Annotated in this window: 9 protein-coding genes (1 of these 9 running past the window's edge); 5 read left to right on the top strand and 4 right to left on the bottom strand. The window is 60.6% G+C overall.

Features of this window, described 5'->3' with window-relative positions:
* Nucleotides 1-177: transposase (locus G560_RS20880; RefSeq protein ID WP_022705131.1), on the bottom strand; the 177-nt coding region annotated here is incomplete at its 3' end.
* Nucleotides 178-655: 478 nt separating this feature from the next.
* Nucleotides 656-1462 carry a MipA/OmpV family protein gene (locus G560_RS0117635; RefSeq protein ID WP_022705600.1) on the bottom strand — a complete coding sequence of 269 codons (807 nt, stop codon included), beginning with the start codon at nt 1460-1462 and terminating at the stop codon, nt 656-658.
* A 247-nt stretch (nt 1463-1709) separates the two neighbouring features.
* Between G560_RS0117635 and ctaA the strand changes: the two genes are divergently transcribed.
* The 3 genes from ctaA to G560_RS0117620 are packed head-to-tail and all read left to right on the top strand — an operon-like array spanning nt 1710 to nt 5526.
* The gene (ctaA, locus tag G560_RS0117630; protein WP_022705599.1) at nt 1710-2876 is read left to right on the top strand and encodes a heme A synthase; all 1167 of its coding nucleotides are present in this window, start codon (nt 1710-1712) and stop codon (nt 2874-2876) included.
* On the top strand, nt 2873-4357 hold the full coding sequence (locus G560_RS0117625; protein WP_033419513.1) for a carboxypeptidase M32: 1485 nt from the start codon (nt 2873-2875) through the stop codon (nt 4355-4357). Before ctaA ends, G560_RS0117625 begins: the two co-directional genes overlap by 4 nt.
* Nucleotides 4354-5526, top strand: a complete 1173-nt coding sequence (locus tag G560_RS0117620) for an MFS transporter (protein ID WP_022705597.1) — start codon at nt 4354-4356, stop codon at nt 5524-5526. The genes G560_RS0117625 and G560_RS0117620 overlap by 4 nt, the downstream gene beginning before the upstream one ends.
* Here the strand turns inward: G560_RS0117620 and G560_RS0117615 are convergent.
* Entirely contained in the window at nt 5523-6317 is a 795-nt protein-coding gene (locus G560_RS0117615) for an enoyl-CoA hydratase (RefSeq protein WP_022705596.1), read from the bottom strand. The genes G560_RS0117620 and G560_RS0117615 overlap by 4 nt on opposite strands.
* A gap of 88 nt (nt 6318-6405) precedes the next feature.
* Here G560_RS0117615 and G560_RS0117610 point away from each other — a divergent pair, with 88 nt between their 5' ends.
* Nucleotides 6406-6828: a PaaI family thioesterase gene (locus G560_RS0117610; RefSeq protein ID WP_022705595.1), complete on the top strand. Its 423-nt coding sequence runs from the start codon at nt 6406-6408 to the stop codon at nt 6826-6828.
* A 6-nt stretch (nt 6829-6834) separates the two neighbouring features.
* Here G560_RS0117610 and G560_RS0117605 read toward each other — a convergent pair whose 3' ends face one another.
* Nucleotides 6835-7176 carry a bactofilin family protein gene (locus tag G560_RS0117605; protein WP_028914246.1) on the bottom strand — a complete coding sequence of 114 codons (342 nt, stop codon included), beginning with the start codon at nt 7174-7176 and terminating at the stop codon, nt 6835-6837.
* A gap of 286 nt (nt 7177-7462) precedes the next feature.
* Here G560_RS0117605 and G560_RS0117600 point away from each other — a divergent pair, with 286 nt between their 5' ends.
* On the top strand, nt 7463-8219 hold the 5' portion of the coding sequence (locus tag G560_RS0117600; protein ID WP_028914245.1) for an amidohydrolase. It continues 905 nt past the right edge of the window; only the first 757 of its 1662 coding nucleotides appear in the window; its start codon is at nt 7463-7465; the stop codon falls past the right edge of the window.

Here is an 8219-nt window from a genome sequence, read left to right as displayed (position 1 = left end):
CGACAAATGATGAGGCAGGATGTCGTAGCGCGCCGCGACATCCACGACCCGGGCACCGGGCTGCAGGCTTTCAGCCACGATCCGCGCTTTCACATCATCCGGCCAATGCCGCTTGCCGCGCCGTCGAGGTTCCACGACCTCGCACCGCCCCACAAAACCCTCACCACCATCCGCCATGCAAAACCTCCATCTGCTACCGCAGACCTTCTCGCAGGCGCATCACGCGTCAGGAATACATCAAATCAATGGGCTGGAACCACCGCATACTTTGAAGACACCAAAATCCGTGTCTTTAACAAACCGCCGAACCTCCACCTGCTATCAACCGTGGGGTTGTTGCGGGGGCTAGAGCGCGTCGGCGTCTTTCCATCGGCAGATGATGTGATCCATGAGATGACCCGTCCGTCAAAACCAGATCTGCGCCCTTCAGATATGCGCGTCTTCACCGATCTCCCAGATGGTGGCGATGAGCTTGAAACCATAGGCAGCACTTGGGAACCAACTGGTCCCTAGCCTTAGTTTGCTTTGATCGATCTACACATGCGGCATGACACTCCCTTCGTTACAACCAAGGGAGTGTCATTTCGATATCAACATTTACAGTAGGGGCTGGCCCGGTTATGGAGCCCCATTTGATTTGGTTTTTGCATGTTTCTTAAAATGAAAAGCGGCGGGTCATGCCGATGCGCAGGGTGACATTGTTGTCTTTGCCTCGGGCTGTGATGGGCGAGGATTTCGCGTCACCCAGATATTTGTCCCAACGCACAGCGCCGTCGATACCCCATGTGTCGTTGATTGCATAGGTCGCACCCACTTCTAGGCCTGCGCTGAGCGCGCCGCCTTTGGCGGGTGTCACCACGGGGAAATTGGCGGTTGCCACGCTTGTGCCGAAATAGGTATTGGCATATTTGTCGCTGCCAAAAAACACGCGCGGGCCGATGCGCAGGGTCAGTTGGTCAGACGGGTGGGCCACATAGTTTGCGCCGATTTCACCGACCCAAGCGTGGTGGCCGATTGCGCCGTAGCGGACATCGGCAAAGGCCTCAAAGTTGCGCTGGGTATAGCCGAGGCCGAAGCCCAATTCGACTGCGGCTTTGATATCGGGCAGGCCAACCAGTTCAGGATTGTCGGCCGCCGAACGCTTGGCAATATAGCGGAACGAGCCGCGGGGAGCAAAGCCGTAGGATACGGCGTTCGGATCGGGGTTGCCGATTGACCGGCCGCCGGGCAGGGCCAGATAATCAAGGCTGAAGCTGAAATCGGGACCAGCCTTGAGGTCTTGAGCGCCGAAATAGGCGGGTGCGCCACCGATGCCGGCGCGCAAGGTAAAGGCCAGTTTCGGCGCCTTTACATAAGAGGGGGCGGGAGCTGCTACCACTGGGTCTGCTGCGGTATCAAGGCTGCCCGCGAGGATTGCAAAGGGGGCGGCGGCGATGGCGGCGGCTAGAACGATGGTTTTCATAGGGTATCCCTTTTCAAGAATGGTCGCATCCAAGTGTCCCGCCATTTAGGCCCTATGGGTGTCAATGCACAGGGCGCAGGCGGTCACGTTTTGTAGCGTTGCCGAAATATCGCAATCTACATCTAGGGGTTAGGTTACGGCATGTCGACCATGAGGTCGTTTCCCCTGCGGCAAGCGCGCGCGGGGTCTTGAAGCGGGGGGGGGAGCGGCCTAGTCTCCGGCCGACACGCAGAACGGAGTCCTTTGCATGACTGGCAAACGCAGTATTTTCGAAGAGGTGGGCGACGTTACGCGCCCGAGCGCGCCCCAAGGTGGGATGATTGCGCGCAAAGACGGTTGCGCGCGCGGCGCTATTCGGCTGTGGTTGGTGCTGCTGTTTGCGCTGGTCATGGTGATGATCGTCGTCGGCGGTTTGACGCGGTTGACCGATAGTGGGCTTTCGATCACGGAATGGCGGCCTGTGACCGGCGCTTTGCCGCCGATGGATGCGGCGGCGTGGTTGCTGGAGTTCGAGAAATATCGCGCGATCCCCGAGTATCAGTTGCAAAACAAGGGTATGGACCTTGCCGCGTTCAAGCAGATTTACTGGTGGGAATGGGGGCATCGGCAGTTGGGCCGCGTGATTGGGCTGGTTTGGCTCGTGGGGTTCGTAGGGTTTTTGGTGGCGCGGAAAATTCCTGTGGGCTGGACGGGGCGGTTGTTTTTCATCGGGTGCTTGGGCGGATTGCAGGGGGCGATTGGCTGGTGGATGGTGTCGTCGGGGCTGGAGGGCGCGCGGGTGGATGTGGCGTCCTACCGGTTGGCCACGCATCTGGGGTTAGCGTTCATCATCTTTGGGTTCATCGCGTGGTATGTGTTTTCACTGGGCCGCAGCGAGGGAGAGTTGTTGCAGGCCCGCCGCGCCAAAGAGGGGCGGCTGTTTGGCCTGTCGACGGGGTTGCTGCATTTCGCCTTTTTGCAGATTTTGCTGGGGGCTTTGGTGGCGGGGATTGACGCGGGGCGCGGCTTTCCGACCTGGCCTTTGATGAACGGGCAGTTTTTTCCGGCGGATGCGTTTTATGTGCCGGATGGGGCAGGGGGCAGTTTGCCGGTTTGGCATGCATTCTTTGAAAACCCCGGATTGGTGCAATTTGTGCATCGGATGAGCGGTTATGCTTTGTTTGCCTTTGGCGTTGTCGTCTGGTTGCGGGGGCGCAAATCGGCGCACCGTACCACGCGGGCGGCGTTTAACTGGGTGATGGTGATAATGCTGGGGCAGGTGGTTTTGGGCATTGCGGCGGTGCTGACGGCGGCGCAGTTGCATACGGCGATTGCGCATCAAATTGGTGCTGTGATTCTTTGGGTGCTGATCTTGCGGGCGCGGCACCTGTCTTTGTATCCCCGTCAGGGGTCTATCCGGAAGGGCACGGCATGAATATTCGGGCAAGCGCGTATGAGGAAATGATGGCATTCCAGCGCCAGACCGAGGCGTTGGGCCAGGTAGCGGGGCGTTTGGGCTGGGATCAGGAAACCATGATGCCGCGCGGGGCTGCGGGGCAGCGGGCCGAGGAATCGGGCGCGATGGAGGCGGTGCTGCACGCACGCCGCACAGATGCCCGTTTTGAGGGGTGGCTGGCCGAAGCGGAAGCGAGCGGCAAGGTTGAGAAAGCCAATTTGCGCCATATCCGCCGGACATTTACCCGCAATTCCAAGGTGCCATCGCGTTTGGCCGAGGAATTGGCGCGGGTGACATCGGTGTCGCAAGGGATTTGGGCCGAAGCGCGGGCGAGCAATGATGTGGCAGCGTTTTTGCCCAGCCTGAAGCGGGTAATTGAGCTGCGCCGCGAGGAAGCGGCCTGTTTGGCGCAAGGCGGCGATTTATATGATGCGCTGATTGATGACTATGAGCCCGGTGCGACGGCGGCCAGTTTGGGCGCGATGTTTGACGGGATGCGCCCACGACTGGTGGCGCTGCGCGGTGCGATTTTGGACGCCGACCATCAGCCTGAGTCGATTGAAGGGCGGTTTGATGCGGATGGCCAGATGCGTGTGGCGCGGGAATTGGCGACCGCGTTCGGCTATGACTGGGGCCGTGGGCGGCTGGACCTTGCCGTGCACCCGTTTTCCAGTGGCGGCGGGTCGGATGCGCGGATCACTACGCGGGTAGTTGAAAGTGACCCGTTCAACTGTTTTTACTCGACGATTCATGAAGTTGGCCATGCCTGCTATGAGCTGGGGATTGATGACGATTATGCGCTGACGCCACTGGGTCAGGGCGTGTCGATGGGCGTGCATGAAAGCCAAAGCCGGATTTATGAGAACCAGTTGGGGCGCAGCCGCGCCTTTACCGGTTGGTTGATGGGCCGAATGCGGGCACAGTTTGCGGATTTTAACGCGCGTGATGCGGATGCGTTTTATGGCACGGTCAACAAGGTGCGTGCGGGGTACATTCGGACCGAAGCGGATGAGGTGCAGTATAACCTGCATGTGATGCTGCGGTTTGACCTAGAGCGCGCGCTGATTTCGGGTGATCTTGGGGTTAGCGATCTGGAGGCCGCATGGAATGACCGGTTCAAGGCCGATTTCGGCTTTGGCGTGGACAAGCCGTCGAACGGGATGTTGCAGGATGTGCATTGGTCGGTGGGGCTGTTTGGCTATTTCCCGACCTATAGCTTGGGCAACCTTTATGCGGGCTGTTTGAACCAAGCGATGCGCAAGGCCATTCCGAAACTGGATGAGCAGTTGGCCGTTGGCGAAACGTCGGCGGCGACAACGTGGCTGCGGGAAAATGTGCAGTGCCACGGGGGGCTTTATGAGCCGCGTGAAGTGATTGAGCGGGCTTGTGGCTTTGCGCCCCATGAAGGGCCGCTGCTGGATTATCTGGAAGAGAAGTTCCGCGCGATTTACAAGCTTTGACAAGTCGGCGTGGCCTTGGCGTCTGGATGCTCGCGGTTGGGCAGACGCTGGGCTATGCCTGTTTGTTTTACAGTTTTGCAGCACTGATCCTGTCGTTGGAAACCGATTTGGGCTGGGATAAACGCTTGTTTGCGCTGGGCCCGATGCTGGCGATTGGGGTTTCGGCGGTGCTGGCCCCGCTGATGGGGCGGCAGGTTGACAACGGGCGGGGGCAGGCGCTGCTACTGGGCGGGGCGGCTTTGGGCGGTTTGGCCTTGCTGGCCTTGGCACAGGTACAAACCGTTTGGCAGTACCTCGCGCTGTGGGCCGTTATTGGTGTGGCGCAATCGGCCTGTTTATACGAGGTGGCCTTTGCCTATCTGGTGCGGCGCTTTGGGGTGGATGCGCGGGCGCGGATTATTCGTGTGACATTGGTGGCGGGGCTGGCATCAACGCTGGCCTTTCCGGCGGGGGCGTGGCTGGCCGATGCGTTCGGCTGGCGCGTGGCGGTGATGGTTGCTGGTGGCGTGATGTTGGGGGTGACGGCGCCTTTGCATTGGTTGGCCTGCCGGATGATCCGTGCGGAAACGGCATTGGAAGTCGAGGTTGCGGCTGGCAAAGGGTTTGTCAGGGCCGCCTTGCGTGCCCCTGTGTTTTGGGGGCTGGCGGCGCTGTTTGGTCTTGTTGGGCTGAACCATTGGATTTTGATCAGCTTTTTGGTGCCCTTGTTGGTGGATATGGGTATTGGCCACGGTTGGGCGGTGCTGGCGGCGGCCACTGTTGGCCCCGCGCAAACGTTGGGGCGGTTTGTGTTGATGCGGGTCGAGGCTCGGGTGGGCACGGGGCAGGTGTTGGCGATTACGGTAGGCATGATGATCGCGGCATCGGTGTTTCTGGCGGGGGCCGGGGTGTCTGCGGTGATGATCTTTGGCTTTGCCGCGTTGCAGGGCGGCGCGATGGGGATCATGACGATTTTGCGCCCCGCCCTGGTGGCCGAGAGGTTGGGGCGCGAACAGTTTGGCGCGATCAGCGGGATGCTGTCGATTCCATCGCTGGGGGCATCGGCCGTGGCGCCGTTGATCGCGGCATCATTGTTTGAAACGGCGGGGCCGATGGGCATGATCGGCGCAAGCCTTGCCATGGCGCTGGGCGCGCTGATGATTTCGCGTTGGATTGTGTCGCACGGTTAGCTGGGCCAATCGGGGTGGCGTTTTTCCAAGAAGGCGCTGATGCCTTCGTCGGTGTCGCGGTGCAGCATGTTTTCGACCATAACCTTACCTGCATGGGCGTAAGCATCGGCCAGCGAGAGTTGACGCTGATCATAAAACGCGCGTTTGCCGATGCGCACGGCGGATCCAAGTTTGGAGGCCACGAGCCGTGCAAGGGCGAGGGTTTCATCGTCCAGCGCCTCGGGGGCGACCTCGCGGTTGATCAGGCCGATGTCGTGGGCGCGGGTGGCCGAGATGAATTCGCCAGTGACCAGCATTTCAAAGGCGTGTTTGGCATGCACGTTGCGGGTCATCGCGACCATGGGCGTGGAACAAAACAGACCGATGTTCACGCCATTGACGCCGAAACGGGTGCCTGTGGCAGCTATGGCCATGTCGCAGGTGGCGACAAGCTGGCAACCGGCGGCGGTGGCGATACCGTGGGCGGATGCGATGACCGGTTGGGGCAGGGTGGTGATGGCTTGCATAACGTCGGCGCAGCGGTTGAAGAGATCGGCGAAATAGGCAGCACCTTTGTCGGGGCTTGCGCGGCCTGCCTGCATTTCCTTGAGGTCGTGGCCCGCGCAGAACACTTTGCCCGTGCCGCGCAGGATGACGACCTTGATGGTTTTATCGGTGGCGATTTGGGCCAGTTGATCCGAGAGCGCGGCGAGCATGGCATCGGACAGCGCGTTCAAGCTGTGGGGGCTGTTCAAGGTGAGGCGGGCGATGCCGCCGTCAAGAGTTTCGCGGACCAAAATAGGGTCTGTCATCTTGTCATGTCTTTCGTTTTGCTATGCAGTTGGGGGGAAGTGTAGCGATGTTGTGGCGCAGGGAAAGGTGATTTCCCAAGGGAGAGATATGGCTGTTGTGATGGATCAAGCGGCGCTGACCGCGTTCTTGGCGCGGGATTTCGCGCAAGTGGCTGAAGATTTTACCGTTACGCGGGTCGAGGAGGACCTGCTGGAGGTGCGGCTGAATGTCGAGGCGCGCCATTTGCGCCCCGGCGGCACGGTGTCGGGGCCGTCGATGTTCGCGCTGGCCGATGTGGCGATGTACTTGGCGATTTTGGCGCGGCTTGGACCTGTGGCGCTGGCGGTGACCACCAATTGCAGTATTGATTTCATGCGCAAACCTGCGGCTGGGCGGGCATTGGTGGCACAAGCCCGCGTGCTGAAGCTGGGGCGCGTGCTTGCGGTGGGCGATGTTCTGATTTGGTCCGAGGGCGAAACCGCCCCCGTTGCCCGTGCAGGGCTGACCTATTCCATTCCGCCCGCGCAATAAGGGGGGTTAGGCCTTTTTGATCTTGAACGAGCCTTCGATTTGCGCGCCGCTTTCGATGGACAGGGTGGAATAGGTAATGTCGGCGGTGACTTGGGCTGCCGAACGCAGGGTGAGTGTCGCGCTGTCGATCTTGCCTGTCAGTTTGCCGCGTAGATCCACGGTTTTCGCGCCGATAGTGCCTTTAACCGCGCCTTCATGGCTGATCGTCAAGGTGTCGGCGGTGATCGAGCCATCCACTTCGCCCATCACCTCGACGCTGCCTTTGGAAACGATGTCGCCGGTGATCTTGAGGTCAGAGGCGAGCACGGATTTTCCGGCGTTGCTGTTGGGGCTGGTTGGGTTCGACATTTGGAAATTCCTTTTGGCGCCGAGCATCGCCGGCATATTCATTTTCCCCGATAGAGGACGAAGCGGTGGGTTGGGTCAAGCCCGTCGTGCAAGCAATGGTCGGTTTTCCGCCAAAACGTGGCTTTGGGGGGCGTGACTGAAAGGTTGGTTTGACCGATCATCTGGTCAGGCGCGGTCACGGGTTGACGGCCGCCCGCGCGCGCGTACCATATAATTCGCGTTGGTTTTCCAGTTTACGAAGTATCGTGGCCGCGGGGTTTCGCTGCCGGCAAAGATGGGGGCAGGGATGCAGGCGGACAGGATTATCACGAATGCGCGGGTTTTGACGATGGACCCGCATTGCCCACGGGCCGAGGCGGTGGCGATGGCGGCTGGGCGCATTCTGGCTGTGGGGTCGCGCAGGGTGATCGAGGCGCTGGCGGGCCCGCGTACCGATGTGATTGATGCACGCGGCCGCACCGTGCTGCCCGGATTTGTGGAAAGCCATTTGCATTTGGTGCTGGGCGGGGCCGAGCTTGCGCATTTGCAGCTGGGCGGGGTTTACGGGATGGACGCTTTGCGCGGGGCTTTTGCGGGTTTTGGCACGATAAACCCTGATGCGCCTTTGTTGATGGCGCAAGGGGGGAGCTATACGATGCTGGACCATCCGATGACGCGGCATGATTTGGACCGTGTGCTGCCGGACCGGCCCATCGCGATCACGGCTGCCGATCATCATACGGTCTGGGCGAATACGGCTGCGTTGAAAGCGGCAGGGATATTGCAGGGGATGCACTGCCCCCACGGGCACGAGGTGGTGATGGGCGCGGATGGGCTTGCCACCGGCGAATTGCGCGAGTTTGAGGCCTTTGCCCCCGTGATTGCGCTTGGCGGCGAGGCGCGACTGAACCTTGGGATCGCGACCGGAGAGGAGCCGAGCCCGTGGCCGAGTGCGGCGGAGACGGCGATTGACCGTGCAAAGGTGGCCGCAGGGCTGCGCCACTGTGCTGCGCATGGCATTACGTCGATGGTCAATATGGACGGCAACCGCTTTACGCTGGAAT

This window comes from Pseudorhodobacter ferrugineus DSM 5888, assembly GCF_000420745.1.
Classification (GTDB): Bacteria; Pseudomonadota; Alphaproteobacteria; order Rhodobacterales; family Rhodobacteraceae; genus Pseudorhodobacter; species Pseudorhodobacter ferrugineus.
This window is presented reverse-complemented; position numbering and strand designations above follow the sequence as displayed.

Excerpts from the sequence above, each read along its gene's own strand:
- ctaA (WP_022705599.1), top strand. The coding sequence starts at position 1,710 with ATGACTGGCAAACGCAGTATTTTCGAAGAGGTGGGCGACGTTACGCGC.
- G560_RS0117625 (WP_033419513.1), top strand. The coding sequence starts at position 2,873 with ATGAATATTCGGGCAAGCGCGTATGAGGAAATGATGGCATTCCAGCGC.
- G560_RS0117635 (WP_022705600.1), bottom strand. The coding sequence starts at position 1,462 with ATGAAAACCATCGTTCTAGCCGCCGCCATCGCCGCCGCCCCCTTTGCA.
- G560_RS0117615 (WP_022705596.1), bottom strand. The coding sequence starts at position 6,317 with ATGACAGACCCTATTTTGGTCCGCGAAACTCTTGACGGCGGCATCGCC.
- G560_RS0117605 (WP_028914246.1), bottom strand. The coding sequence starts at position 7,176 with ATGTCGAACCCAACCAGCCCCAACAGCAACGCCGGAAAATCCGTGCTC.
- G560_RS0117610 (WP_022705595.1), top strand. The coding sequence starts at position 6,406 with ATGGCTGTTGTGATGGATCAAGCGGCGCTGACCGCGTTCTTGGCGCGG.